Source organism: Bradyrhizobium sp. 930_D9_N1_4 (assembly GCF_052076015.1).
Lineage (GTDB): Bacteria > Pseudomonadota > Alphaproteobacteria > Rhizobiales > Xanthobacteraceae > Bradyrhizobium.
In genome coordinates this window covers 4,427,863-4,453,235 of sequence record NZ_CP197236.1, presented here as the reverse complement: position 1 = coordinate 4,453,235, position 25,373 = coordinate 4,427,863, and the positions used below count along the sequence as shown (strand labels likewise).

Annotated in this window: 23 protein-coding genes and 1 tRNA gene; 20 read left to right on the top strand and 4 right to left on the bottom strand. The window is 64.2% G+C overall.

What is annotated here, in order from left to right:
• Window positions 1-200 precede the first annotated feature (200 nt).
• From gatB to AB7532_RS20990, 3 genes are all read left to right on the top strand, one after another.
• Window positions 201-1,685 carry an Asp-tRNA(Asn)/Glu-tRNA(Gln) amidotransferase subunit GatB gene (gatB, locus tag AB7532_RS21000; RefSeq protein ID WP_441236638.1) on the top strand — a complete coding sequence of 495 codons (1,485 nt, stop codon included), beginning with the start codon at window positions 201-203 and terminating at the stop codon, window positions 1,683-1,685.
• 1,521 nt (window positions 1,686-3,206) lie between these two features.
• Complete coding sequence (locus tag AB7532_RS20995) at window positions 3,207-3,473, top strand: hypothetical protein (protein WP_441236637.1); 267 nt, start codon at window positions 3,207-3,209, stop codon at window positions 3,471-3,473.
• A gap of 93 nt (window positions 3,474-3,566) precedes the next feature.
• Window positions 3,567-3,779 (top strand): hypothetical protein, encoded by a 213-nt coding sequence (locus tag AB7532_RS20990; RefSeq protein WP_441236636.1) that lies wholly within the window; start codon window positions 3,567-3,569, stop codon window positions 3,777-3,779.
• A 95-nt stretch (window positions 3,780-3,874) separates the two neighbouring features.
• Here the strand turns inward: AB7532_RS20990 and AB7532_RS20985 are convergent.
• Together AB7532_RS20985 and AB7532_RS20980 are read right to left on the bottom strand one after the other, a co-directional pair.
• Window positions 3,875-3,967: transfer RNA gene (locus AB7532_RS20985), tRNA-Ser, on the bottom strand.
• Window positions 3,968-4,206: 239 nt separating this feature from the next.
• Window positions 4,207-6,651 (bottom strand): lytic transglycosylase domain-containing protein, encoded by a 2,445-nt coding sequence (locus AB7532_RS20980; RefSeq protein ID WP_441236635.1) that lies wholly within the window; start codon window positions 6,649-6,651, stop codon window positions 4,207-4,209.
• 241 nt (window positions 6,652-6,892) lie between these two features.
• Between AB7532_RS20980 and dapA the strand changes: the two genes are divergently transcribed.
• The 4 genes from dapA to AB7532_RS20960 all read left to right on the top strand — a co-directional run bounded on the left by dapA (window position 6,893) and on the right by AB7532_RS20960 (window position 9,383).
• On the top strand, window positions 6,893-7,783 hold the full coding sequence (gene dapA, locus AB7532_RS20975; RefSeq protein ID WP_441236634.1) for a 4-hydroxy-tetrahydrodipicolinate synthase: 891 nt from the start codon (window positions 6,893-6,895) through the stop codon (window positions 7,781-7,783).
• Window positions 7,784-7,836: 53 nt separating this feature from the next.
• A complete protein-coding gene (gene mscL, locus AB7532_RS20970) occupies window positions 7,837-8,250 on the top strand; it encodes a large conductance mechanosensitive channel protein MscL (RefSeq protein ID WP_441239325.1) in 414 nt (137 codons plus the stop codon).
• A gap of 73 nt (window positions 8,251-8,323) precedes the next feature.
• Window positions 8,324-8,797, top strand: a complete 474-nt coding sequence (gene smpB, locus AB7532_RS20965) for an SsrA-binding protein SmpB (RefSeq protein WP_061847806.1) — start codon at window positions 8,324-8,326, stop codon at window positions 8,795-8,797.
• A 4-nt stretch (window positions 8,798-8,801) separates the two neighbouring features.
• Window positions 8,802-9,383, top strand: a complete 582-nt coding sequence (locus AB7532_RS20960) for a peroxiredoxin (RefSeq protein ID WP_441236633.1) — start codon at window positions 8,802-8,804, stop codon at window positions 9,381-9,383.
• A gap of 8 nt (window positions 9,384-9,391) precedes the next feature.
• On the opposite strand, the gene AB7532_RS20955 is transcribed toward AB7532_RS20960, so the two are convergent.
• Together AB7532_RS20955 and AB7532_RS20950 are read right to left on the bottom strand one after the other, a co-directional pair.
• The gene (locus AB7532_RS20955; RefSeq protein WP_441236632.1) at window positions 9,392-10,066 is read right to left on the bottom strand and encodes a uracil-DNA glycosylase; all 675 of its coding nucleotides are present in this window, start codon (window positions 10,064-10,066) and stop codon (window positions 9,392-9,394) included.
• Complete coding sequence (locus AB7532_RS20950; protein WP_441236631.1) at window positions 10,047-10,688, bottom strand: LabA-like NYN domain-containing protein; 642 nt, start codon at window positions 10,686-10,688, stop codon at window positions 10,047-10,049. Before AB7532_RS20950 ends, AB7532_RS20955 begins: the two co-directional genes overlap by 20 nt.
• A 329-nt stretch (window positions 10,689-11,017) precedes the next feature.
• On the opposite strand from AB7532_RS20950, the gene rpoZ reads away from it, so the two are divergent.
• The 13 genes from rpoZ (at window position 11,018) to AB7532_RS20885 (ending at window position 25,367) form a co-directional block, all read left to right on the top strand.
• Window positions 11,018-11,410 (top strand): DNA-directed RNA polymerase subunit omega, encoded by a 393-nt coding sequence (gene rpoZ, locus AB7532_RS20945; protein ID WP_024512695.1) that lies wholly within the window; start codon window positions 11,018-11,020, stop codon window positions 11,408-11,410.
• Between the two features lie 206 nt (window positions 11,411-11,616).
• Window positions 11,617-13,902: a RelA/SpoT family protein gene (locus AB7532_RS20940; protein ID WP_441236630.1), complete on the top strand. Its 2,286-nt coding sequence runs from the start codon at window positions 11,617-11,619 to the stop codon at window positions 13,900-13,902.
• A gap of 45 nt (window positions 13,903-13,947) precedes the next feature.
• Window positions 13,948-14,700 carry a pyridoxine 5'-phosphate synthase gene (locus tag AB7532_RS20935; RefSeq protein WP_441236629.1) on the top strand — a complete coding sequence of 251 codons (753 nt, stop codon included), beginning with the start codon at window positions 13,948-13,950 and terminating at the stop codon, window positions 14,698-14,700.
• Window positions 14,697-15,116, top strand: coding sequence for a holo-ACP synthase (gene acpS / locus AB7532_RS20930; protein WP_441236628.1), 420 nt, complete (start codon window positions 14,697-14,699; stop codon window positions 15,114-15,116). The genes AB7532_RS20935 and acpS overlap by 4 nt, the downstream gene beginning before the upstream one ends.
• 249 nt (window positions 15,117-15,365) lie before the next feature.
• Complete coding sequence (lepB, locus tag AB7532_RS20925) at window positions 15,366-16,130, top strand: signal peptidase I (protein WP_441236627.1); 765 nt, start codon at window positions 15,366-15,368, stop codon at window positions 16,128-16,130.
• Entirely contained in the window at window positions 16,127-16,942 is an 816-nt protein-coding gene (gene rnc / locus AB7532_RS20920) for a ribonuclease III (protein WP_441236626.1), read from the top strand. Before lepB ends, rnc begins: the two co-directional genes overlap by 4 nt.
• On the top strand, window positions 16,932-17,858 hold the full coding sequence (gene era / locus AB7532_RS20915) for a GTPase Era (protein WP_441236625.1): 927 nt from the start codon (window positions 16,932-16,934) through the stop codon (window positions 17,856-17,858). The genes rnc and era overlap by 11 nt, the downstream gene beginning before the upstream one ends.
• A 21-nt stretch (window positions 17,859-17,879) precedes the next feature.
• Window positions 17,880-18,260: a hypothetical protein gene (locus AB7532_RS20910; RefSeq protein WP_441236624.1), complete on the top strand. Its 381-nt coding sequence runs from the start codon at window positions 17,880-17,882 to the stop codon at window positions 18,258-18,260.
• Between the two features lie 134 nt (window positions 18,261-18,394).
• Window positions 18,395-19,147, top strand: coding sequence for a DNA repair protein RecO (gene recO / locus AB7532_RS20905; RefSeq protein WP_441236623.1), 753 nt, complete (start codon window positions 18,395-18,397; stop codon window positions 19,145-19,147).
• A 113-nt stretch (window positions 19,148-19,260) separates the two neighbouring features.
• Window positions 19,261-19,548 (top strand): hypothetical protein, encoded by a 288-nt coding sequence (locus tag AB7532_RS20900; RefSeq protein WP_441236622.1) that lies wholly within the window; start codon window positions 19,261-19,263, stop codon window positions 19,546-19,548.
• Between the two features lie 60 nt (window positions 19,549-19,608).
• Window positions 19,609-21,867 (top strand): DNA topoisomerase IV subunit A, encoded by a 2,259-nt coding sequence (gene parC, locus AB7532_RS20895; RefSeq protein WP_441236621.1) that lies wholly within the window; start codon window positions 19,609-19,611, stop codon window positions 21,865-21,867.
• A 400-nt stretch (window positions 21,868-22,267) separates the two neighbouring features.
• Entirely contained in the window at window positions 22,268-23,818 is a 1,551-nt protein-coding gene (locus tag AB7532_RS20890) for an ABC transporter substrate-binding protein (protein WP_441236620.1), read from the top strand.
• Between the two features lie 4 nt (window positions 23,819-23,822).
• Window positions 23,823-25,367 carry a GMC family oxidoreductase gene (locus tag AB7532_RS20885; protein ID WP_441236619.1) on the top strand — a complete coding sequence of 515 codons (1,545 nt, stop codon included), beginning with the start codon at window positions 23,823-23,825 and terminating at the stop codon, window positions 25,365-25,367.
• Window positions 25,368-25,373: the final 6 nt, after the last annotated feature.

Here is a 25,373-nt window from a genome sequence, read left to right as displayed (position 1 = left end):
AATGAACATACGCAGTGCCCCCTGCGTGCAACTTCTAGGATATCTGAGGCGCTGGCGTCAATGCCCGGCGGTGTGTTGCGGCGGGAGCGGAGCGCCGGTGCTGCGTCGGAAGGACCGTGCCCTGATCTCAAGCTTGACTGGCACGATCCGTTGCGCGAAGCCGGACCGCCCCCGATATGATCTTATCCGGACCTGGATCGATGAACGCACCTGCTGCACCCCACAAGCTTCTCAAAGGCGCCACCGGCGATTGGGAGATGGTCATCGGCATGGAGATCCATGCCCAAGTGACCTCGAACTCGAAACTGTTCTCGGGCGCCTCCACCGCGTTCGGCGGCGAGCCGAACAGCCACGTGTCGCTGGTGGACGCCGCAATGCCGGGCATGCTGCCCGTCATCAACGAGGAATGCGTCAGGCAGGCGGTGCTCACCGGGCTCGGCCTCAATGCGAAGATCAACCTGCGCTCGGTGTTCGACCGCAAGAACTATTTCTATCCGGACTCGCCGCAGGGCTACCAGATCAGCCAGTACAAGTCGCCGATCGTGGGCGAGGGCGAGGTCGTCGTCGAACTGGACGGCGGCAAGATCGCCACCATCGGCATCGAGCGGCTGCATCTGGAACAGGATGCCGGCAAATTGCTGCACGACCAGTCGCCGACCATGTCCTTTGTCGATCTCAACCGCTGCGGCGTGGCGCTGATGGAGATCGTCTCCAAGCCCGACATCCGCGATGCCGAGCAGGCCAAGGCCTATGTCACCAAGCTGCGCTCGATCCTGCGCTATCTCGGCACCTGCGACGGCGACATGGAGAAGGGAAGCCTGCGCGCCGACGTCAACGTCTCCGTGCGCAAGCCGGGCGCGCCGCTCGGCACCCGCTGCGAGATCAAGAACATGAACTCGATCACCTTCATCGGCCAGGCGATCGAGTATGAAGCGCGCCGCCAGATCGAGATTTTGGAGGACGGCGGCCAGATCGACCAGGAAACGCGGCTCTACGACCCCAACAAGGGCGAGACGCGCTCGATGCGTTCGAAGGAAGAGGCGCACGACTATCGCTACTTCCCCGATCCCGACCTGCTGCCGCTGGAATTCAGCCAAGAGTTCGTCGACGCGCTGAAGACGGAGCTGCCGGAACTGCCGGACCAGAAGAAGACGCGCTTCGTCGCCGATCTCGGCCTGTCGGCCTATGATGCGGGCGTGCTGGTCGCCGAACGCGAGAGCGCGGTGTTCTACGAAACCGTGCTGGACAAGCTCGGCAACCGCGCCCGTGACGGCAAGATGGCGGCGAACTGGGTGATCAACGAGCTGTTCGGCCGCCTCAACAAGGAAGGCCGGGATATTACGGGCTCTCCGATCAATGCCGAGCAGTTGGCCGCGATCGTCGACCTGATCGGCGAGGGCACGATCTCCGGAAAGATCGCCAAGGATCTGTTCGAGATCGTCTGGCAGGAAGGCGGAGACCCCCGCGCGCTGGTCGAAAGCCGCGGCATGAAGCAGGTCACGGATCTTTCGGCGATCGAAAAGGTTGTCGACGACATCATCGCGGCCAATCCCGACAAGGCCGCGCAGGTGAAGGACAAGCCGCAGTCGCTCGGCTGGTTCGTCGGCCAGGTGATGAAGGCGTCCGGCGGCAAAGCCAACCCGCAGAGCGTCAACGACCTGCTCAAGTCGAAGCTCGGCATCTGATCTCACACGTTCGAACGAGGTGACGAAACACGCGTCGTCACCTCGCGACGGGTTCGCGATGCGGCGTTCGCGCGCATCGTCGGCGGTGAACATCACCCGCTCATCATCTGCTCAAGGCGCACGACGCCACCGAATCGCCGTCACGCGATTCGCGCAAAACGGCGGCTTGCACACGCTCGGACGAGCGCTCGCGCCGTTGTGGACGAAAATAATTTAATTGCCAAAATTCGCGACTCAGAGTCCACGACGCGCCCCCGCGAGGCGATCGAGCGCTTTGCAGCGTTTATCGTTGCACCGATCGCGCATCATATGCGCGCGCAGAATAATACTTGCTGCGTAGGGTTTTTCGCAATCTCTGCTCTTGTCGACGTCGACGCTGCGAGAAGTATTTGCAATCGCGGACACGTGTCTCTGCGCATCGGCAAATCAAGCGCGGCTGGCGCACGCGCGCTGCGTCGTCAACACTTCCTTAAGTGGGAAGATGTTTTTTTCGTCGTGTTGGTGTATTCGGGGTGAGTGCATTCGATCCCCGAATGCGCACAGCAATTAAGCCATCTCACACATCGGAGGGCAACATGGCCAAGAAAGCTAAGAAGGCGAAGAAGGTAAAGAAGGCGAAGAGCGCAGTGAAGAAGACTGCGAAGAAGACCCGCAAGGTCGCCAAGAAGAAGTAACTTCGCTTCTGAAGTTGCCGGCTCCTCGAGAGCCGGCACGTCATCAGCACCTCCTGGAGGTCCTGGTTGACGATAGAGGGTGTCGGCGAGACATCAGGTCAACGGTCGGATCGTTCGCTTCGCGGGTTCGCTCGCTAAAGCCCGGTCCGGCAGAAGAAACAAGTTTTCTTCGTTCGGTGCGGTTCTCCGCAAGGAGCTCCGCAATTTCACAGGCGGCCTTCGGGCCAACGTGAAATCTGATCCTGACGTGTTCGCCGACGCCCTCGTTCTCTTGAGGCCGGGGTATTGCCGGCATTTCTTTCCTCACATTGCTGATCTGAACGCAACGTCGTCGCATTGCCATGGGGCAGGCGAGGGCTGCGGCGAACCGTCATGTGTTGCGACGGTCCCCGTTCGCGCGCGATGCGATGCGATTGCATCTCCGGGGTCCCGTCCTTCGCGCCCGCCGGCATAACGGCCGCGGCTCGCGCCCGCGCGAGGCGGACCGCTGGCCCTTTCCGGCGATCCGCGCCCGCAAATTGTAACCACGGCACACGCACCACCGCGCGCGATGGTTATCGTTCTCCCAAAATCCCAAGGTAAACCAAATCTGACGAATCGCAGAAGTGCCTGCAAATCAGGGGCTTTTTGAATTCCGCGCGCGGGTGAACGCGTTTGCGTTTACGTCTGCTTCATCGCGATACTTAAACTGCCATTCAAATTTGCCCGCCATCATAACCTCCAACAAGCCGGCAAACGGCATGGGGAGAGTTGAACAGTGCACGATCGAGGAAGGGTCATGCACATCAAAGTTGGACGGGAGCCGCGCTCGGGGGACGAGGCGGCACAAGAAAAAAGGGGATGCGTTATGTTTCAGGGTACATTCGATCTGGAGACGGCGACGCCGATCGACGCGAGCGCGCTGTCGGACGTGCTGTTCGAGCGCGGGATCTATTGGGCGAGCGGCCGCTCCGGCCTCGTCGATCTCATCGCCGCCCACAAATGGTTCAACCTCGCCGCCCTGAAGGGCCGCAAGGATGCCGTGGTGCTGCGCCAGGAAGTTGCCGGTCAGATGTCGGAGACCGAGATCTCGGCCGCGCAGCGCGAGGCGAGGGCGTGGGTTTCCGCCCACTAGACCGGGAATCGCATCCGCCCCCGTGCTTTCACGGGGCTGTCGGGTTGCGCTGAATCAAGCTCCTGCGTCGTGCCGCCACGTAACCCGCGCGGCATGAGCGATCCCGACAAGAATGACTCAGGATTGGGTCAATGGCTGCCGATTCAGATCGCGCCCGACGATTGCGATCTGGAGCTCGGACGGCCGCACAAGACCGGCATCCTGCCGCTCACCATCTGTGCCGGCGCAGCTCCGGGCATTGGCGGGTCTGGCGATCCGGCCGTGAGATGCGAACACGCATATATAACGACAGCGCGCATCGGCTGATCTCAGCCGCGCCGATCCTCGGCGCCAGGTTTGCGCAGCCGCTCCACGATCGCTTTCAGGTGAAAGACGCGCGGATCCTTGATTCCAGGGCTGGGTGGCGGAGAGGGAGGGATTCGAACCCTCGATACAGCTTGAGACCGTATGACGCTTTAGCAAAGCGTTGCCTTCAGCCACTCGGCCACCTCTCCGGTGCGAGCCTTATGCATCTAATTACTTGGGCCGGTCAATTTGGAAGCGCGTGTTTTCGCTCGAATATTCCCAACGATCTTCGAAACAAAACGAGTTTGCTCTCAGCGATGTATGCGCTTGTGTGACTTTTTTGCAACATCAAACGCGATGTCAGCCGAAGCATGGGCTTCGCGCATATCCGTCGCGGCCAGCCCGCGAGGCCGCCAGCCGGGCGATCACTGAATTGCAGGATGGTGCTTTACTGCACGCTGCCGGCGCCGCGGCGCAGGTCAGCCTCGATCTGCAACCGCGTGCCGCCGCCGAAACGGGCGCGATAGACCTGAAGGTTCTCCATGATCCGCTGCACGTAGTTGCGCGTCTCGGAGAATGGAATGAGCTCAACCCAGTCGACCGCGTCGACCTTCGGATCGCGCGGATCGCCGTAGCGGTCGACCCACTTCTTCACGCTGCCGCGGCCGGCATTGTAGGCGGCGAACGTCATGATGTAGGAGCCGCGATAATCCTCGAGCAGGCCGCCGAGCTCGGCCGAGCCGAGCGTCGCGTTGTAGACCGAGTCGTTCTTCAGCCGGCCGAGATCGTAGGTCGCGCCATGCCGCTTGCAGACATAGCGGGCGGCATCCGGCGTCACCTGCATCAGCCCGTAGGCCTGCGCCGGCGAGACCACGGAAGGGTTGAACGCGCTTTCCTGCCGCGCGATCGCATAGACGATGCTGCGCTCGACCTCGGGGCCGATCGGCGTGAATTGCGGGATGCCGTTGACGGGGTAGGCGTAGAAGTCGAACGGTAGGCCGCGGTTGAGCGCGGCCTTGCCCAGCAGCAGCATGCCGCGTGCGTCGCTGTAGCGCTGGCTGAGCTCGCCGAGGCCCGCAAGCGCCTCGGCATCGCCGTTCTCGCCCATGTCGGCGAGAACGGGGATCGCCATCTCGCGCTCGTCGAGCTCGTAGAGCAGCTGCGCGGCGCGCACGATCTCGAGCCGCTCGGCGCCGCGGCCGCGCGGCTGGCTGTTGAGCTCGATCTGCGGCAGGCCGAGCTTGGCGCGTGCGAGCTGGCCGTAATAGCTGGTGGATTGCTCGGCGGCGCGCGCGTAGGCGTTGCGCGCCTCCTGCTGCCGGCCCGCGGCTTCCGCCGCGCGACCCTGCCAATAGCCGGCGCGCGCCAGCGTGGTCGGATTGACGCTGCCGACGCCGATGCGGGCAAAATGCTGGGTGGCCGCCGCGGGATCGTTCAGGAACCGTAGCGCGATCCAGCCCGCGGTGAATTCCTGCTCGGTCTTGTAGATGTCGCGCGAGGGCAGGGCCGCGTCGCGCGCGATCAGATAGGCGCTACGGAATTCCTCGGTGTCGATCATCTTGCGCGCCAGCAGGCGCCGCTCGATCCACCATTCGTCGAGATTGTAGAGCCGGTTGGGATCCTTCGGCGCCGACAGCATCAGCTGCGCGGCTTCGGCGAACTTCTCCTCGCGGCGCAGCAGCTGGATCTTGCTGAAGATGAAGCCGGGATCGTTGTGCAGCTCGCGCGGCACGGCGTCGAGCAGCGCGTGCGCGTTCGGCGCCTTCTTGACGGCGGCGATGCGGGCCCTTGCGAGCGCGAGATAGCCGGCGCCGAGGCGCTTCGCTGCACGCAGCGCCGCCTCGTTCTCGCTGCCGTAGAGCAGCGTGTCCATCCGCGCCTTCTGGTCGCCCGGCGTCAGCAACGCGCCGAACTGGTCGAGCGCGTTGTTCTCGGTGTCCTCCGACATCGGGTCGCTGCGCCAGGCTTCGCGCACCAGCCGTTCGGCATTGGCGCGATCGCCGCGCGCCAGCATCGCCTTGGCGAGCGTGAAGCGGCCCTTGGCGGACATGGGAGATTCATTCTCGAACCACGACCACGCGACGGAATCGTCGCGCCTGTCATCCCACATCGCAGCTTCCAGGCGGCGGCGCAGGAAGGTCTGCGACGGCCAGCTCGGATTGGCGGAGATGAAGGCGCGGTAGCGCTCGACGGTCGCGCCGTTGTTCTCGCTGCGCAGGATGATCCATTCCGCGAGCTTTCGCGCGACGGGATCGGAAATCGAGGCCGCGGCATCGGTCGCGTCACCCGCCTTGCGCTTGCGCACCAGCTCGATGACGGTCTCCAGCGTGTCCTTGTCGGCCTGCGACGTCGACGAGGTCGCAGCGACCGCGGCGGGCGTGACCGGCTTGCGCGGCGTCGCATGCTGGCGGGTCGCAGGTGCCAGCACGGGAGCAGCTATGGGCTTTGCGGGAGCCGGGGCACTGGGCTTGATCGTAGCCGTCACAGCCGGTGCGGCTTTGGGGGGCGAGCCATGGGCCGTCGGCGTTGATTTCGGCGCGGCGGCTGCGGCGGGCTTGGGCTTGTCCTTCGCGGGTTCCTTCCCGGCGCTCTTGCCGGCATTTTTGCCAGCGTCCTTGGTACTGTCCTTGGCGCCGTCCTTGGCCGGCTTTTTCGCGGCATCCTTGGCCGGGGCGCCGGCTGCTCCCTTGGTCGCGCCTTTCGCCGTGTCCTTGCCGGTTCCCTTGGCCGTCTCTTTCGCCGATCCCTTGGCGGCTGGCTTCGCAGCGTCTTTGGCGCCTTCAGCGGCCGTCTCGTTGGATTTGGCCAGGGCGGCGCAGCCGACCGTCAGCCCTGCCATCAGGCACACGACCAGACCTAGGGATCGCCATGCGGCGCGCGGAAGTGAGATCACGGCGTTTCGTCGCCCCGAATCAGTCAATTGGCTCAAGACCTATCTGTACAAGATCTGGCTGTATTTGATTGAATATGCGGACAAAATACCAACAGCCGCTTACCGGGCGCGGGTTTGCACCACCACCGCGGCAAAATCGCGGCCTAAACGGTGCGTCACACGGCAGCGGGCCTTTTACCGCCGGATCAGACCCGGTATGAAGGGGGCTTGCTCACGAGATAGCCGCGTACGGAGGAAGTCCATGGCAGCCAAGACGAAATTCCGGGGGTCGTTCACCGCCTTGGTCACGCCGTTCAAGAACGGCTCGCTGGACGAGGCGGCGTTCCGCTCGCTGGTCAATTGGCAGATCTCCGAGGGCACCAACGGCCTGGTCCCGGTCGGCACCACCGGCGAGAGCCCGACGCTCAGCCATGACGAGCACAAGAAGGTCGTCGAATGGTGCATCGCTGAAGCCGGGGGACGCGTACCCGTCGTTGCCGGCGCCGGATCCAACTCGACCAAGGAAGCGATCGAGCTTGCCCAGCACGCCGAGAAGGCGGGCGCGGACGCCGTGCTGGTGGTGACGCCCTACTACAACAAGCCGACCCAGGAAGGCATGTACCAGCACTTCAAGGCGATCAACGATGCGATCGGCATCCCGATCATCATCTACAACATCCCGCCGCGCTCGGTGATCGACATGTCGGTCGACACCATGAAGCGGCTGTGGGAGCTGAAGAACATCGCCGGCGTCAAGGACGCGACCGCCAGCATGGTCCGCGTCTCGCAGCAGCGGGCCGCGATGGGCGAGGATTTCAACCAGCTATCCGGCGAGGACGCGACCATCCTCGGCTACATGGCGCATGGCGGCCATGGCTGCATCTCGGTGACCTCGAACGTCGCGCCGCGCCTGTGCTCGGAGTTCCAGGCGGCCTGGGCGAAGGGCGACCACGCCACCGCGCTGAAGCTGCACGACAAGCTGATGCCGCTGCACAACAACCTCTTCATCGAGAGCAATCCGGCGCCGATCAAGTACGCGATGTCGCTGCTCGGCAAGCTGGACGAGACGCTGCGCCTGCCGATGGTCCCGGTCTCGGAGCCGACGCGCGTTGCCGTGCGCAGCGCCATGGTGCACGCTGGCCTGATCAATTGATGCGTTAGCCGACCGGGGAGGTTTTTATGGGAGTCGAGCAATCGGGCAGGCGGATGCTCACGGAGTTCCGGGAGTTCGCCGTCAAGGGCAACGTGGTCGATCTCGCGGTCGGCGTCATCATCGGCGCGGCCTTTGGCGCCATCGTCACGTCGCTGGTCGGCGACGTCATCATGCCGATCATCGGCGCGATCACCGGCGGCCTCGACTTCTCGAACTACTTCACCCCCTTGTCGAAAGCCGTTACCGCCACCAACTTAGCTGACGCGAAAAAGCAAGGTGCCGTGCTCGCTTGGGGCAGCTTCCTCACGCTCACGATCAACTTCATGATCGTTGCTTTCGTGCTGTTCCTGGTGATCCGCGGCATCAACACGCTGAAGCGCAAGGAGGAGGCCGCGCCTGCGGCTCCTGCGAAACCGTCCGCGGAGGTCGAGCTGCTGACCGAGATCCGCGATCTCCTCAAGAAGTGACGCGCGCGCTTCGTCCAAACTGTTAGCTTACGCGCGCATCGCGATCAGCTTTGTTGACCAGGTTTTCCAAGTCATGGCCGATAAGAACGAACGTCCTATCAAGGTCATGGCGGAGAATCGCAAGGCCCGCTTCAACTACGCCATCGAGGACACGATCGAGGCGGGCATTGCGCTGACCGGCACCGAGGTGAAGTCGATCCGCAACGGCAAGAGCACGATCGCGGAGTCCTATGCCGATTCGAAGAACGGCGAGATCTGGCTGATCAACGCCACCATCCCCGAATATCTCCAGGGCAATCGCTTCAATCACGAGCCCAAGCGGCCCCGAAAGCTGCTGCTGCATCGGCGGCAGATCAACAAGCTGATGGGCGCGGTCGACCGCGAGGGCATGACGCTGATCCCGCTCAAGCTGTATTTCAACGAGCGCGGTCGCGCCAAATTGCAGCTCGCGGTTGCAAAGGGCAAGAAGCTGCACGACAAGCGCGAGACCGAGAAGAAGCGCGACTGGAGTCGAGAGAAGGGCCGCCTGATGCGGGCGAGGGGATAGCGAGATGAACCAGCGGAACCTGCTCGAGGTCGATTGGAGCCGGATTGCCGCGCCCGCCGATGACGGCGGCGCAGCCCATCTCGCCGGGATGGCATTGCCGCCGGTCAGCCTGCTTGCGACCGACGATACATCGGTGACGCTCTCGTCCCTGCGCGGCCGGACCGTGGTGTTCGCCTATCCGCGCACCGGCGAGCCCGGCAAGATCGCGCTGGTCGACGACTGGGATATGATCCCGGGCGCGCGCGGTTGTACGCCGCAGACTTGCGCGTTTCGCGATCTGTTTGCCGAGCTGAAGGCCGCCGGCGCCGCCCAGGTGTACGGTCTCTCGACCCAAGGCAACGACTACCAGACCGAAATGGCCTCCCGGCTGCATCTGCCGTTCCCGGTGCTGTCGGACGAGAAGCTGGCACTCACGCGTGCGCTGAACTTGCCGACCATGGAGGTCGCAGACCTGACGCTGATCAAGCGCCTCGCGCTGGTTATCGACGATGCCAGGATCACGCATGTGTTCTATCCGGTGTTTCCGCCCGACCGGAACGCCGGCGATGTCCTGGACTGGCTCAAGGCCAACCCGGCCAAGGCCTGATCCAAAGACTAATCGAGGTCGGCCTTCACCTTCGCGAACACAGACCGGAACATGTCCGTGGTCAGCACGCGCGTGTTCGTATTGTAGCGCGAGCAATGATAGCTGTCGTAGAGCTTGAACGCGCCGGCCTGATGCACGGCGCCGTGGCCGAAGGGGGCTTGCGAGGCCTTCAGCTTCAGCGGCTTGAGCACGCTGTCGTGCGCAATCCGCCCGAGCGCGATGATCGCGCGCAGCTTCGGCATCGTCTCGAGATTCGCGACGAGAAACTGGCGGCAGGTGTTGATCTCGACCGGCAGCGGCTTGTTCTGCGGCGGAACGCAATGCACGGCATTGGCGATCCGGCAGTCGACCAGCTTCAGCCCGTCGTCGGGGCGGGCCTGATAGGTCCCCTTGGCGAATCCGTATTCGAGCAGCGTGGCGTAGAGCAGGTCGCCGGCATAGTCGCCGGTGAACGGCCTGCCGGTGCGGTTGGCGCCCTGCATGCCCGGCGCGAGGCCGACGATCAAAAGGCGCGCTTTGATGTCGCCGAACGGCGCGACCGGCGCATTGTGCCATAACGGCTCGCGCGCGCGGTTCGCCTCGCGAAAGGCGACCAGGCGCGGACAGAGCGGACAGTCACGATCAGGGACGAGGGCGAGAGGCTGGCGGTTTGACCGTGCCGCCTCACTCCTCGAGGTCGTCATCGCCCCTCGGCGCCATCGTCGTCGCGCGCTGGAGGAATTGCGGCGCATGATGGCGCGGCTCGCGATCGCCGCGATCACGCGGGGCGGGGCGTTCGGACGGGTCGCGGCCGAGCTTGGATTGCAGCTCGACAAGGTCGGTGAAGACATCGGCCTGACGGCGCAGCTCGTCGGCGATCATCGGCGGCTGGCTTGCGATGGTGGAAATCACCGTAACCCGCACGCCGCGGCGCTGGACGGCCTCGACCAGCGAGCGGAAGTCGCCGTCGCCCGAGAACAGCACCATCTGGTCGATGTGCTCGGCGAGCTCCATCGCATCCACGGCGAGCTCGATATCCATGTTGCCCTTGACCTTGCGGCGGCCGGAGGCGTCGATGAATTCCTTGGTCGCCTTGGTGACCACCGTATAGCCGTTATAATCCAGCCAGTCGATCAGCGGGCGGATCGAGGAGTATTCCTGATCCTCGATGATGGCGGTGTAATAGAACGCCCTTAGTAGCGTCCCGCGGCTCTGAAACTCCTTCAGCAGTCGCTTGTAGTCGATGTCGAAGCCGAGAGTTTTCGCCGTCGCGTAGAGATTGGCCCCATCGATGAAGAGCGCGATCTTGTTGGTAGGAGATGACATTCAGTTTGCTCGCGTAGAGTTCGTGATTGATCGTTTATTGTTGGCGCGACGGCAGCAAGCCGCGCAGTCCTAAGGTGACGCCGAAACCCGTCGAAACCGCAAATCCGGAGAAGTCGGGGCAATCAAGGTATAGTTATGGCGAACCTGCATACACCCGGCGCCGCCATTAATGGCAGCCCGGGAAACCACCCGTCCCAGCCCTAATGTGGAGGTATCAGAGCCGTTTGGCGAGGCCAAATCACAAATTGGCCTTGCGAAACCGGTCCAGCCCCTATAACTAGCCCCGATCATCCACATATTTCGTCCCACCCACAACGGAGCGACAGTCCATGGCTCGCGTCACCGTAGAAGATTGTATCGACAAGGTCGACAACCGGTTTGACCTGGTCCTGCTGGCCGCCCACCGTGCCCGCATGATTTCGTCCGGTTCACAACTAACGGTTGACCGCGATAACGACAAGAACCCTGTTGTGTCTTTGCGTGAAATTGCGGACTCGACCATCTCGCCGGAGGACCTCCGCGAAGAGCTGGTGCACTCGCTCCAGAAGTTCGTCGAGGTCGACGAGCCCGAGCCGGATACGGTGCCGCTGATCGGTTCCGCCGGTGCCAGCGTCGATGCGGATGATACCGAGGTTGCCGTTGAGCGCATGACCGAAGAGGAGCTCCTGAAGGGCCTCGAGGGCCTCGCGCCGCCGGAAGAGCAGCCCGAGGAGGACGAGTAAATCGTCCATCGCGATCGTCGATTTCTTGTGATCTTATCAAAGGCCCGAACCCGCGTTCGGGCCTTTGCTTTTGTTGGCGTTTTCGTGGTTACCATAGCGTTGCCGGTTGGCGCTGCGCAGCTGTCACTGAATTGATCGGACGCGCGCGCGATCGGAGCTAAGGTGTGTACAACGGCCGTCTCAGGGCCGTTTGAAGGCAGGATGGCATGGTGTATCGGCGCCGGAGACCAACGCAGATGCTGGCCGCAACCGAATCGGTTGCCGTGGCCCCGACTGCGCCGGTGGCTCGTCCGGCCAAGCCGCGCGCGCGGATGATGCGTCAATATGACCTCGTCGAGCGCGTCAGGTCCTACAACCCGAACACCGACGAAGATCTGCTGAACCGCGCCTATGTCTACGCCATGAAGGCGCACGGCTCGCAGACCCGCGCCTCGGGTGATCCGTATTTCTCGCACCCGCTCGAAGTGGCGGCGATTCTCACCGACCTGAAACTCGACGACGCCACCATCGTGGCCGCGCTGCTGCATGACACGATCGAGGACACCGAGGCGACGCGGGCCGAGATCGACCAGATCTTCGGGTCCGAGATCGGTGCGCTGGTCGAGGGCCTGACCAAGCTGAAGCGGCTGGAGCTGGTGTCGCGCGAGGCCAAGCAGGCCGAGAACCTGCGCAAATTGCTGCTGGCCATTGCCGATGATGTCCGCGTGCTTCTGGTCAAGCTCGCGGACCGCCTGCACAACATGCGCACGCTTGACTTCGTGCCGACGGAATCGCGGCGGCGCATCGCCGAGGAGACCCTCGACATCTACGCGCCGCTGGCGGGGCGCATGGGCATGCAGGAGATGCGCGAGGAGCTGGAGGATCTGTCCTTCCGCACGCTCGATCCCGAAGCCTATTCGGTGGTGATGCAGCGGCTCGACGCGCTCGCCGACCGCAATCGCAATCTGATCGGCGAGATCGAGGCACAGCTTTCCAACAATCTGCGCCACAGGGGCCTCGGTGCGCGGGTCTATGGCCGCAGCAAGAAGCCGTTCTCGATCTGGACCAAGATGGAGCGCAAGTCGGTCGGTTTCGAGCAATTGTCCGACATCTTCGGCTTCCGCCTCGTCGTCAACGACATCGAGTCCTGCTATCGCGCGCTCGGCATCGTCCACACCAACTGGCCGGTCGTGCCCGGGCGCTTCAAGGACTACATCTCGACGCCGAAGCAGAACGACTACCGCTCGATCCACACCACCGTGATCGGGCCGGGCAACCAGCGCGTCGAGCTCCAGATCCGCACCGAGGCAATGGACCAGATCGCCGAGCGCGGCATTGCCGCGCACGTCTTCTACAAGGAAGGCGTGGGCTCGCCGACCGAACTCCTCAAGCGCGAGTCCACCGCATTCGCCTGGCTGCGCCACACCATCGGCATCCTCTCGGAGAGCGCCAACCCCGAGGAATTCCTCGAGCACACCAAGCTCGAGCTGTTCCACGACCAGGTGTTCTGCTTCACGCCGAAGGGCAAGCTGATCGCGCTGCCGCGCCACGCCAACGTGATCGACTTCGCCTATGCCGTGCATACCGACGTCGGCAACAGCGCGGTCGGCTGCAAGATCAACGGCCAGTTCGCACCACTATCCTCGGAGCTCCAGAACGGCGACGAGGTCGAGGTGCTGACCTCGGAGGCGCAATCGGCGCCGCCGTCGGCGTGGGAAACGCTGGCGGTCACCGGCAAGGCGCGGGCCGCGATCCGCCGCGCCACCCGGACTGCGGTGCGCGATCAATATGCCGGTCTCGGCCGACGCATCGTCGAGCGGCTGTTCGAGCGCGCCAAGATCGAATACGCCGACGACAAGCTCAAGGGCGCGCTGCCGCGGCTCGCACGCACCTCGATCGAGGACGTCATGGCGGCCGTGGGACGCGGCGAGATCAAGGCGTCCCACGTCGCGCGCGCGATGTATCCCGACTACAAGGAGGAGCGCATCGCGCGCTACGGCGTCAAGAAGGGGCTTGCCGCCAAGCTCAAGGAAAAGCCGTCGGAGCCGCCGCGCAGCCCGGTCGCGATCCCGATCCGCGGCATCAATTCCGACCTGCCGATCAAGTTCGCGCCGAACGGCGGCGCCGTGCCGGGCGACCGCATCGTCGGCATCGTCACGCCGGGCGAGGGGATCACGATCTACCCGATCCAGGCGCCGGCCCTGAAGGATTTCGAGGAGGAGCCGGAGCGCTGGCTGGATGTGCGCTGGGACATCGAGGACTCCATGCCGCAGCGCTTCCCGGCCCGCATCAAGGTCGAGAACGTCAACGAGCCCGGCGCGCTCGCGCAGATCGCCACCGTGATCGCCGAGCATGACGGCAACATCGACAACATCAGCATGCAGCGGCGCTCGCCCGACTTCACCGAGACGACAATCGACCTCGAAGTCTACGATCTCAAGCATCTGAGCGCGATCCTCGCCCAGCTGCGCGCCAAGGCGGTCGTCGCCCGCGTCGAACGTGTTAATGGATAAGCGCATCCTGCATGCGTCTGTCTCCCTGATTTCGTGAGTCCTGAAATGCCCGCTTCTCCGCTCCGCCTCGGCGTCAATATCGATCACGTCGCAACCGTGCGTAACGCGCGCGGCGGCCGTCATCCCGATCCGGTGCGCGCCGCGCTGCTGGCGATCGAGGCCGGCGCCGACGGCATCACCGCCCATTTGCGCGAGGACCGCCGGCACATCCGCGACGAGGATATGGCGCGGCTGAAGGCCGGGATTTCCAAGCCGCTGAATTTCGAGATGGCGGCGACCGACGACATGATGCGGATCTCGCTCGCCACCAGGCCGCACGCGGTGTGCCTGGTGCCGGAGCGGCGCCAGGAGGTGACGACCGAAGGCGGCCTCGACGTGGTCGGCCAGCACAATGCGCTGGCGCCCTATATCGCGCGGCTCAACGATGCCGGCATCCGCGTCTCGTTGTTCATCGCCGCCGACCCTGCGCAGATCGAGATGGCGGCAAGGCTGCGCGCGCCCGTGATCGAGATCCACACCGGCGCCTGGTGCGACGCCGTCGTTGACGGTCACGCAGACAAGGCGGAAGCCGAGTGGAAGCGGATCGTGGCGGGCGTGAAGCTCGCGAAGGACGCCGGGCTGGAAGTTCACGCCGGTCACGGGCTCGATTACGCGACGGCGGAGACGATCGCCGCGCTGCCTGAGATCATGGAGCTGAACATCGGCTATTACATGATCGGCGAGGCGCTGTTCGTCGGTTTGTCCGAGACGGTGCGGAGCATGCGCGCGGCGATGGACCGTGGCCGGAGCCGGGCATGATCATCGGCATCGGCTCCGACCTGATCGACATCACCCGCGTGGCCAAGGTGATCGAGCGCCACGGCGAGCGTTTCCTCAACCGCATCTTCACCGCGGCCGAGCGGGCCAAGGCCGAGCGCCGCGCCAAGAACGAGAAGATGGTGGTCGCGACCTACGCCAAGCGCTTCGCTGCCAAGGAAGCCTGCTCCAAGGCGCTCGGCACCGGGATCCGGCGCGGCGTCTGGTGGCGTGACATGGGCGTGGTCAACCTGCCCGGCGGGCGGCCGACCATGCAATTGACCGGCGGGGCGCTGGCCCGCCTCCATGCCCTGACGCCCGATGGCTTCGAGGCCAGGATCGACCTGTCGATCACCGACGACTGGCCGCTGGCGCAGGCCTTCGTCGTCATTTCCGCCGTGCCGCTGGCCAAGGCCTGATCCGGTCATCGATCTTTTTATAATTCATATTTAAAATCAGTGTCTTACGATGTTTTGACGCGATCCTTGATTGCGTGCCCCCCGACAACCGTCTAAAAGTCCGCCGACGCAGATCAGGCTGGGCGAATTCGGCTTTACGCCGGAATTGGCCCTCACTATCAGAATCAGGACAATCTCCTTGGGCCGCGAACGATGGGCAGTTCGCGGGAGGAGGGCGCTCTGTGACCGCCGGCCGGAATTGAGAGAGCAATGAGCGTGACTTCGGGAACAAAAACTGAGAGCGGCGTCGGCGAAACGATCCGGGTTGTGATCCACGCTCTCCTGATCGCGCTCGTGATCCGCACATTTCTGTTCCAGCCCTTCAACATCCCGTCCGGCTCGATGAAGGCGACGCTGCTGGTCGGCGACTATCTGTTCGTCTCGAAATATTCCTACGGCTATAGCCACTACTCGATCCCGCTCTCGCCGAACCTGTTCTCGGGACGGATCTGGGGCTCCGACCCGGATCGCGGCGACATCGTCGTCTTCCGCCTGCCGAAGGACGATTCCACCGACTACATCAAGCGCGTCATCGGGCTTCCCGGCGACCGCGTCCAGATGCGGGACGGGCTGCTCTACATCAACGACACCCCGGTCGAGCGGCAGCGGATGAGCGAATTCGTCGGCGAGGATCCGTGCGGCTCCGAAGGCGGCGGCATCTCCAGGGTGAAGCGCTGGAAGGAAACGCTGCCGAACGGCGTGTCCTATGAGACGCTGGACTGCGCCGACAACGGCTACATGGACAACACCAACGTCTACACCGTGCCGTCCGGCCACTTCTTCATGATGGGCGACAACCGCGACAATTCCACCGACAGCCGCTTCCTCGGCCAGGTCGGCTACGTGCCGCAGGAAAACTTGATCGGCCGCGCCCAGATGATCTTCTTTTCCATCGCCGAAGGTGAGCACGCCTGGATGTTCTGGCGCTGGCCGTGGGCGGTGCGCTGGAATCGCTTCTTCAAAATCGTCCGATGAAAGACGAAGCCAAGGACATCGCGACCCAATCGATCGAGGCGCAAGCCGCCCCTGAGGGCGAAGCTGCAACCAAGACGCCTGCGAAGAAGAAGCGGGTCCGCAAGGCCAAGGCGACCGACGCGAATGCAGCGCTCGAGGCGCGCATTGGTTACAGCTTTGCGGATCCGAACCAGCTGATCCAGGCGATCACGCATGTCTCGGCGCTGAAGTCCGGGCGCAAGCGCGGCGACAGCTATCAGCGGCTGGAGTTTCTCGGCGATCACGTGCTCGGGCTGGTCGTCTCCGACATGCTCTATCACGCCTTCCCGAACGCCGATGAGGGCGAGCTGTCCAAGCGCCTTGCCGAACTCGTGCGCAAGGAAAGCTGCGCCGACGTCGCCAAGTCGCTCGGTCTGCTCGACGACATCAAGCTCGGTTCGGTCGGCCCCAGCGCCGACGCCCGCCTGCGCAAGAGCGTGCTCGGCGACATCTGCGAGGCCGTGATCGGCGCCATCTTCCTCGACGGCGGCCATGCGGCGGCGTCCGACTTCGTCAAGCGCAACTGGACCGAGCGCATGCACAAGCCGCGGCGCCCCTTGCGCGACCCCAAGACCGTGCTGCAGGAATGGGCGCAGGGGAAGGGGCTGCCGACGCCGGTTTACCGCGAGGTCGAGCGCACCGGCCCGCATCACGATCCGCAGTTCCGCGTCGCGGTGGACCTGCCGGGATTGGCGCCGGCCGAAGGCATCGGCGGCAGCAAGCGCGCAGCAGAGAAAGTAGCAGCATCAGTGATGATCGAACGTGAAGGCGTTGGCGGCGGCAATGACGGCTGAAACAAGCGGCGAGGCGCCCACGGCCACGCGCTGCGGCTTCGTTGCGCTGATCGGCGCGCCGAATGTCGGAAAGTCCACGCTGGTCAACGCGCTGGTCGGCGCCAAGGTCACGATCGTCTCGCGCAAGGTGCAGACCACGCGCGCGCTGATCCGCGGCATCGTCATCGAGAACAACGCACAGATCATTCTGGTCGACACGCCCGGCATCTTCCTGCCGAAGCGCCGGCTCGACCGCGCCATGGTCTCGACCGCGTGGAGCGGCGCGCATGACGCCGACCTCGTCTGCGTGCTGCTCGATGCCAAGGCGGGGATCGACGAGGAGGCGGAGGCGATCCTCACCAAGGTCGCCAGCGTGAAACACGAGAAGATCCTGGTCATCAACAAGGTCGATCTGGTCCAGCGCGAGAAGCTGCTGGCGCTGGCGCAGGCCGCCAACGAGCGCATGCCGTTCGCGAAGACCTTCATGATCGCGGCGATCTCGGGCGACGGCGTCGACGACCTCAGGCAGACGCTGGCCGAGATCGTGCCGCCTGGGCCGTTCCTCTATCCCGAAGACCAGATGTCGGACGCGCCGATGCGGCATCTTGCGGCCGAGATCACGCGCGAGAAGATCTTTCGCAAGCTGCACCAGGAACTGCCCTACCAGTCGACGGTCGAGACCGAAAAATGGGAGGAGCGCAAGGACAAGTCGGTGCGCATCGAGCAGACCATCTTCGTGGAGCGCGAGAGCCAGCGCAAGATCGTGCTCGGCGCGGGCGGCGCCACCATCAAGTCGATCGGCGCGGACTCGCGCAAGGAGCTTGCCGAGATCCTGGGCGTGCCGGTGCATCTGTTCCTGTTCGTCAAGGTGCGCGAGAACTGGGGCGACGATCCCGATCGCTACCGCGAGATGGGCCTGGAATTTCCCAAAGAATAAGCAAGAAAAGATCGGTCACCGATGAGCGTACCCAGCAACGTCCGGCGCTTCGAAGCGCTGCTCTATGCCTCGTTGATGCTGGATGCCGTCTCGGTCGCGGTGCAGGACCGCACGCCGACCGCCGAGATGACCGAGCAGATGATCATGACGGCGACCTTGCTCGCCGGGGGCATGATCCTGCTGCTGGTCTATTTCGTGCGGCTGGCCGCGCATTGGCGCAAGAACTGGCCGCGCTGGGTGCTGGCGGCAGCGCTCGTGCTGTCGGTGATCTCGCTCGGCCAGATCGTCGGCGAAAAGGGCATGGAGCTCGACAGCGCGATCGAGGTCGTCTCCTGCGTGCTGACGACGATGGGCCTGTATTTCTCGTTCAGCGGCGACGCGCAGGGCTGGTTCAACGCGTAGCGTCTGGCGCGGTGCCGTAGGGTGGATTAGCGCAGCGTAATCCACCATTTAGATTATGCATGCGTGATTGGCGGATTACGCCTTCGGCTAATCCGCCCTACGATTGAAGGCCGGAATCCGCTAGACTATACCCCATGGAATGGACCGACGAAGGCATCGTGCTGGGCGTGCGGCGGCATGGCGAGAGCAGCGCCATCGTCGAGCTGCTGACGCGGGCGCATGGCCGGCATCTTGGCCTCGTGCGCGGCGGCGCCGGCGCGCGGATGCGGCCCCTGCTGCAACCCGGTAACAGCGTCAGCGTGGTGTGGCGGGCGCGGCTCGACGAACATCTCGGCACTTATGCCATCGAAGGCTTGAAGCTGCGTGCGGCGACACTGCTGGGATCGTCCCATGGCGTCTACGGCGTCACCCATCTGGCTTCGGTCGCGAGGCTCCTTCCCGAACGCGATCCCCACGAAGACATCTTTGCGCTGCTCGAACATTCGCTCGACGATTTCGACGACATCGGCAGCGCCGCGGTGCATGTCATCCATTTCGAGCTGGCGATGCTCGGCGAGCTCGGCTTCGGGCTTGCCCTGGACAATTGCGCGGTGACCGGGGAGACCACGGACCTGATCTATGTCTCGCCGAAATCAGGCGGCGCGGTGTCGCGCGGCGCGGGTGAGCCGTGGCGCGACCGGCTGTTGCGCTTGCCCCAATTCCTGCGCCAGGGCGAAACCGCAAACGATCTCACCGATGAGGATCTCCAGGACGGCTTTCGGCTCACCGGCCTGTTCCTGCTGCGTCACGTGCTGGAGCCGCGCGGCCAGGCCCATTCTGACGCGCGCGCCGGCTTCATCAATGCCCTGACGCGACAGCAGCAAAAGGCGGCGCTTCCGGCGCCATAATCGGCGGCCATGAGCTGACCGCGCCTCTGCCTTGCCTGAGAGCATGCTGTTCCCCGGAACGAAATCAGCCTGCTCGCATTGGCCCCGCAGGTTCCACAACGGGGACAGCCTAAATGTTGATCAGAGGATTTGCCTTGTCCGCGGCGCTGATCGCGCTTGCGCCCGATGCCATGGCCGGTGAGCCGCAACCCGGCGTGTTTCGCCGTGCCTCCTGCACCGTCGTCCGGTACTATGTGGCGAAATATTCCGCTGCGGCCGCAGAGAGTTGGGCGCGCTCCAAGGGCGCGACCGAGGCCGAGATCGAGGCTGCCCGGCGCTGCGTGGCCAACGCGCCGGTGACTGCGCAGGTGCCTGGACCAGCCAAAACCCAGCCTGTGACAGCCGGCTGGGCAGGCCAGTAGCCGCCCACAGGGAACCAATCGATCCTTGCCCGATTCGCTTCCACGGTTTAACCGGGCGGCATGGGAAAACGAATCGTTCCGCCGGAAGAACCGGCCGAAATTCATGATGTGCCGCTGCGTGAGGCGCTGGAAGAGCGCTATCTCGCGTACGCGCTCTCCACCATCATGCATCGCGCGCTGCCCGACGCGCGCGACGGCCTGAAGCCGGTCCACCGGCGCATCCTCTACGGCATGCGCCTGCTCCGGCTCGACCCCGGCACCAGCTTCAAGAAGTCCGCCAAGATCGTCGGCGACGTGATGGGCTCGTTCCATCCGCATGGCGACCAGGCGATCTACGACGCCATGGTGCGGCTCGCGCAGGATTTCTCCTCGCGCTACCCGCTGGTCGACGGCCAGGGCAATTTCGGCAATATCGACGGCGATAATCCGGCCGCCTACCGCTACACCGAAGCGCGCATGACCGATGTCGCGCGGCTTCTGCTCGAGGGCATCGACGAGGACGGGGTCGAATTCCGTCCCAATTACGATGGCCAGTCGAAAGAGCCGATCGTGCTGCCCGGCGGCTTCCCGAATTTGCTCGCCAACGGCGCGCAGGGCATCGCGGTCGGCATGGCGACCTCGATCCCGCCGCACAACGCCGCCGAGCTTTGCGAGGCCGCGCTGCATCTGATCGAGAAGCCCGACGCGAAATCCAAGGCGCTCTTGAAATGGGTGAAGGGTCCGGATTTCCCGACCGGCGGCATCTGCGTCGATTCCAAGCAGGCGATCGCTGAAGCCTACACCACCGGCCGCGGCTCGTTCCGCGTCCGCTCGCGATGGGAGCAGGAAGAGGGGGCGCGCGGCACCTGGGTCGTCGTCGTCACCGAGATCCCGTTTCTGGTGCAGAAGTCGCGCCTGATCGAGAAGATCGCCGAGCTGCTGGACCAGAAGAAGCTGCCGCTGGTCGGCGACATCAGGGACGAGTCGGCCGAAGACGTCCGCATCGTGATTGAGCCGAAATCGAAAAACGTCGATCCGGCGCTGATGATGGAATCGCTGTTCCGGCTGACCGAGCTCGAAAACAAGATCCCGCTGAACCTCAACGTGCTGATCAAGGGACGCGTCCCCAAGGTGGTGGGACTCGCGGAGTGCTTGCGCGAATGGCTCGACCATCTGCGCGACGTGCTGGTTCGCCGGACCAACTATCGCAAGCTGCAGATCGAGAACCGTTTGGAAGTCCTCGGCGGCTTCCTGATCGCGTTTCTGAATATTGACGAGGTGATCAGGATCATCCGCACCGAGGATGAGCCGAAGCCGGCGTTGATCAAGCGGTTCAAGCTCACCGAGGTGCAGGCCGAAGCCATCCTCAACATGCGGCTGCGCAGCTTGCGCAAGCTCGAAGAGATGGAAATTCGCACCGAGGACAAGAACCTCCGCGCCGAGCTCAAGGGCATCAACGCGGTGCTCGCGTCCGAGCCCGAGCAGTGGAAGAAGGTCGGCGAGCAGGTCGGCAAGGTCCGCGACATGTTCGGGCCGAAGACGCCGCTCGGCAAGCGCCGCACCACCTTCGCCGACGCGCCCGAGCACGATCTCGCCGCGATGGAGGAAGCCCTCGTCGAGCGCGAGCCGGTGACGGTGGTCGTCTCCGACAAGGGCTGGATCCGCACCCTGAAGGGCCATGTCGAGGATCTCTCCGGCCTTGCCTTCAAGCAGGACGACAAGCTCGGCTTCGCCTTCTTCGCGGAGACAACGTCGAAGCTGCTGATGTTCGCCACCAACGGCAAGTTCTATTCGATCGACGTGGCGAAGCTTCCGGGAGGCCGCGGTCACGGCGAGCCGATCCGCCAGTTCATCGATCTCGAGCCGGAGGCCGCGCCGGTCACGCTGTTCGTCAACAAGGGCGGACGCAAATTCCTTGTCGCGAGCCACGAGGGCCAGGGCTTCGTCGTCAACGAGGACGATTGCGTCGGCACCACCAAGAAGGGCAAGCAGGTCCTCAACGTCGACATGCCGAACGAGGCGCGCACGGTGACCGAGGTGATCGGCGACACCGTCGCGGTCATCGGCGAGAACCGCAAGATGCTGGTGTTCCCGCTCGACCAGGTGCCGGAGATGGCGCGTGGCCGCGGCGTGCGCTTGCAGAAGTACAAGGACGGCGGTCTCTCGGACATTGCCGTGTTCGAGGCCAGGGCAGGCCTGACCTGGAAGGATTCCGCGGGCCGCGAATTCTCCGCGACCATGAAGGAGCTCGCCGAGTGGAAGGGGACCCGTGCGGATGCCGGCCGTCTGCCGCCGAAGGGTTTCCCGAAGTCGAACAAGTTCGGCAAGGTGATCGGGTAGGGCCCGTGTCCCGGACGCGCTGCAGCGTGAAACGCTGCTGCGCAGAGCCGGGACCCACGCAACAACGGTACTCTTGGAAACATGGGCCCCGGCTCTGCAGCGCACCGCTACGCGCTGCACTGCGTCCGGGGCACGAGAGCGGGTGTAACGCGCACCTGTCCCTCCTCGTCATTGCGAGCGCAGCGAAGCGATCCAGAGTCGTTCCACGGCCGCAGTCTGGATTGCTTCGCTTCGCTCGCAATGACGGAGAATGGGCGATAGCGTCGCTCTCCTACTCACATTCCGCATCCCTGCAAACGCGTGGCAGATAGTCGCGAGCGCATAAGTGTCGTCCTCATACGGCACGAACATTGCTTTTTGTCTGACGACTTCAACGCAGTCAAAAGGCAACAAGACACCAATGTTCAAACTGAAGACTTTCATTCCGGCGCTGCTCGCTCTCGCGATTGTCGCGGCGCCCGCGCATGCAGCAGGCAATCTCGTCGCCGTGCTCGAGGCCGAGATCGTCACGCTCGATCCGCATTTCTCCACGGCCTACATTTCGCGCACGTTCGGCTACATGGTGTTCGACACGCTGTTCGCGAAGGATTCCAAGGGCGACATCAAGCCCCAGATGGTGCAGGACTGGAAGGTCTCCGCAGACGGTTTGACCTATAGTTTCACGCTGCGCGACGGCCTGAAATGGCACGACGGCCAGCCGGTCACGGCGGCTGATTGCGTGGCGTCGCTGCGCCGCTGGGGCACCCGCAGCGCGCTTGGCCGCCGCATCTTCGCGATCACGGCCGCGCTGGAGCCAGCGGATGCGAAGACCTTCGTGCTGACGCTCAAGGAGCCGTCCGGCCTCGTCATCGACGCACTCGGCAATCCCGTCAGCCCCGTCGCCTTCATGATGCCCGAGCGCATTGCCAAGACGCCCGGCGACCAGCGCATCACCGAGATCGTCGGCTCCGGCCCGTTCGTCTACAGCAAGGCCGATCACCGCACCGGCGATCGCATGATCCTGAAGAAATTCGCCGACTACGTGCCGCGCTCCGAGCCTGCCGACTTCCTCGCCGGCGGCAAGCGCGTCAACGTCGACACGCTGGAGATCCGCGTCATCCCCGATGGTGCGACCGCCGCCTCGGCGCTGCAGGCCGGCGAAGTCGACTTCATGCAATACGCGCCGTTCGATCTGTTACCGACGCTGGAAAAGAACTCCCGCGTCAAGCTCGTGAATTTCACCGGCGGCAACATGTTCGCGGGCGCCTATCGCCTCAACGCTGCGTCCAAGCCGTTCGACGATCCCGCGATCAGGCGCGTGCTGTGGAAGCTGGTCGACCAGCGCGAGGTGCTGGATGCACTCGGCCTCGATGCCAAATACGCCACGCCTTGTGCGACCTATTTCACCTGCGGCACCACCTATGACAGCAAGGCTGGAATCGAAGCTGCGGCAAAGCCGTCGATCGAGGCAGCGAAGGCCGCGCTGAAGGCGACGAAATATGCCGGCGAGCCCGTCGTCGTGATGGAGGCCAACGATCTCGAAGCGCCGCGCGTCTCGGCCCAAGTCTTGGCCGAGCGGCTGAAGCAGGCCGGGTTCAACGTCGATCTCCAGGTGATGGACTGGGCGAGCGTGCTGGCGCGCCGCGCCAAGAAGGACGGCTGGAGCGTCTACGGCGTTCACGCCGGCGGTTTCGATCTGGGATCGCCGCTGACCAATGTCATGGTCGCGTTCAACTGCGCCGACTTCACGGGATGGCAGTGCGATGCGCGCATCACGCCGTTGGTGGAAGCCTTTGCCAAGGCGCCGGCCGAAGAGGATCGCAAGAAAATCGCCGGTGAGATCCAGGCCGTGATGTACGATCAGACGCCGGCTATTCCGTGGGGCCAGTTTGCCCAGCCGGCGGCCTATCGCGCGACCTTGCGCGGTCTGATACCGTCCGCCATCCCGGTGTTCTGGAACGTTGAGAAGTAACGCGATGTACGATGTCATTGTTGTCGGCGGCGGCTCCGCCGGCGCCGCGGTTGCGGCGCGGCTTTCCGAGGATCCCGCACGGCGCGTCCTGCTGCTCGAAGCAGGTCTGGACTGGCGCGCCGACGAGGCGCCGTGGGAGGTGAGGACGCCGAACCCGATCCCGATCATTCACAAGCGCGAGTATCAGGAGAAATGGCAGTGGCCGTATCTCCTGACGCGCCGGGTGGCGGAACAGGAGCCGCGCTTCTACTGGCGCGGCAAGGGTCTCGGCGGCTCATCGATGATGAACGGCCAGATCGCGATCCGCGGTGTTGCTGATGCGTTCGACGAATGGGCGGCCAATGGCTGCATCGGCTGGTCGGCCAAGGAGGTGATGCCGCTGTTCTCGGTGATCGAGGACGATTTTGAGTTCGGCGATGCCGCGGGCCATGGCCGCGGCGGACCGCTGCCGGTCTATCGCGCGCCGCCGGAAAAATGGGGCCCGATCGATCGCGGCTTGCGCGATGCGGCGCTCGCGAGCGGCTATCCCTGGTGCGCCGACGTCAACGGCCCGGATGGCGAGGGCGTCGCCTGCTATCCCATCAACAGCCGCGACAGCCGCCGCATCACGACCAATGAGGGTTATCTGGAGCCGGCGCGCGGCCGCGCCAACCTGGAAATTCGCGGGCATGCGCTGGTCGACCGCGTGCTGGTCAGCGACGGTAGGGCGACCGGTCTTCGTGTTCACATCGAGGGACAGGGCACCCAGGAAATCAGCGCGCGCCAGATCGTGCTGTGCGCCGGCGCGATCCACAGTCCAGCGATCCTGCTGCGCTCGGGCGTTGGACCTGCCGAAGAGCTGAAGGCGATGGGGATTGCGGTCGAACGCGACCTGCCGGTGGGCAAGCACTTCTTCGACCACCCGTTGTTTCGCGCGACGATCCAGCTCCACGAAGAGCTGCGGCCGACCGATCCGGATACCCGTCACACCAATTGCTGCGTGACCTATTCCTCCGGCCTCGCCAATGGCGGCAAGCGCGACATGATCCTGATCGCGTTCAACCACCGCGGCGTCGGTGTGCCCGGCGCCATCGGTGCGGGGCTGTTCAACGCCTATTCGCGGGGAACGCTCAAACTGGCCTCGACCGATCCGTCGATTGATCCGATCGTCGAGGAAAACATGCTGGCCGATCCCCGCGACATGTTGCGCATGAAGGATGCGGTGAAGCGGCTCGCGGTGATCACCTCGCAGCCGGCGCTATCAGGCATCGCCGACTGGATCAGGCTGACGGATACCGATCTAACGTTGGCGCAGGCCGCCAGCCTGCCGGATCACGAGCTCGACACGCTGCTGCGCCGTGAAACCGGCGACATTCAGCATGCTGCCGGCAGCTGCCGCATGAGCGGCGTCAATGACGCCGATGGCGTGGTCAATCCCGATGGCTCGGTGAAGGGCATCTCGGGCCTGCGCGTCGCCGACGCCTCGATCATGCCGTCCGACTGCCGCGCCAACACCCACTTCACGACAGTGGTGATCGGCGAGGCGATCGCGCGGATGATGATGCGGTAGGTGCCA